This window comes from Corynebacterium lipophiloflavum DSM 44291, assembly GCF_000159635.1.
GTDB lineage: Bacteria > Actinomycetota > Actinomycetes > Mycobacteriales > Mycobacteriaceae > Corynebacterium > Corynebacterium lipophiloflavum.
This window is the reverse complement of the sequence record NZ_GG667191.1, coordinates 86338-87584: the sequence shown is the minus strand read 5'-3', so window position 1 is coordinate 87584 and position 1247 is coordinate 86338. Positions and strand designations below refer to the sequence as shown.

Sequence of the window (1247 nt, the reverse complement as noted above, 5' to 3'; positions counted from 1 at the left end):
GGAGGGTGTCCGATTGTTTGTGTGCGGGGGCTTGGTTTACAAGTAGTCCGCGAATCGGTCGGGGTATGCCACGGCTAGTTGGTTGATGGCTTGTTTCCACCCGGTGGCTGGGCCCGGCCCCCGGAAAGTAGACACCGTGGGGGTGAAATTATTGGCTTTACTCTAGCGCATTGTTAGGAAGCTTGAGATTCGTACTCAATGGGTGTGAGGTACTTGCACCAGGAATGCCTTCGGGTGGTGTTGTAGCGCGCACACCATGCGAAGACGTCGCGCCGGCAGACTAGCTGATTGGAAAAGACTTTCTGGTCTTTGAGCACTTCTCGTTTCAACGCCGCGTTAAACGACTCCGCGAGTGAATTATCAGCGCTGCTGCCAACTGCTCCCATCGACTGGGTGACGTTGAGTCTTCGGCAGACAGCCTGAAACTGCGATGAGGTATACACGCTGCCATGATCTGAGTGGAAGATCGCCCCGGAGAGACTGCCACGGGTACGGCGAGCATGCTCGAGCGCTTCTTCGACGAGGTCGGTGCGCATGTGGTCTGCGATCGCGAAGCCGACGAGCATCCGCGAGTAGCAGTCAATCACAGAAGCCAGATACATATTCGACCCGTCTGCGATCGGCAGATAGGTAATATCGCCGACGAGGATCCTATTGGCAGCTGGCGCAGTGAAGTTCCGCTTGACCAGGTCAGCGAATATAAAGCGATGACGCTCACGCTGTGTTGTCGTGACCTTACGTTTTTTCGTGTAGCCGCGCAGCTGAAGCTTCCTCATAATCCGGGCGATGCGCTTATGGTTGACCGGTCCGGTGCTACTGTACGCATCGTTGAAAGTCAGCTCGGCGGCAATGCGTTTTGCGCCGTAGAGCTGCTTCTTGTCGTCGAAGATGGCCTTCACCTTGGCTCCGAGTATGGCATCATCAACCAGTCTGCGGTGCCGCTGGGCGCTGCTAGCTTTCCATTTGTAGTAGGAGCTGCGGTTTAACCCGAGTACGGTGCACATCCGCTTGACCGAGTAATCGGTGCGGTGGTCATCTGACCGGGTTCGGTTTTTAGTACCGGTCGGGCGGGTATCGGGTACTGGGTGTGCGTGTATCGGGTACCGGGGGTAGTTGGGTTGGCAGTCTGTGGTTGACGGCCCTGCGCAGTGTGTACGCGCGGGCCGCGTAACCATGGAAGGAGTTTGGTGTGGTCACCAATTACAGGTTGATCATGCTGGCGCTTGTGCAAGGCCGCTCGTGGTCTG

At 56.9% G+C, this 1247-nt stretch carries 1 pseudogene; it reads right to left on the bottom strand.

From position 1 onward, the window contains the following. Positions 1-173 precede the first annotated feature (173 nt). Positions 174-1037: pseudogene (locus HMPREF0298_RS00405) on the bottom strand (IS3-like element IS3502 family transposase); the annotation flags it as partial. Between the last annotated feature and the right edge of the window lie 210 nt (positions 1038-1247).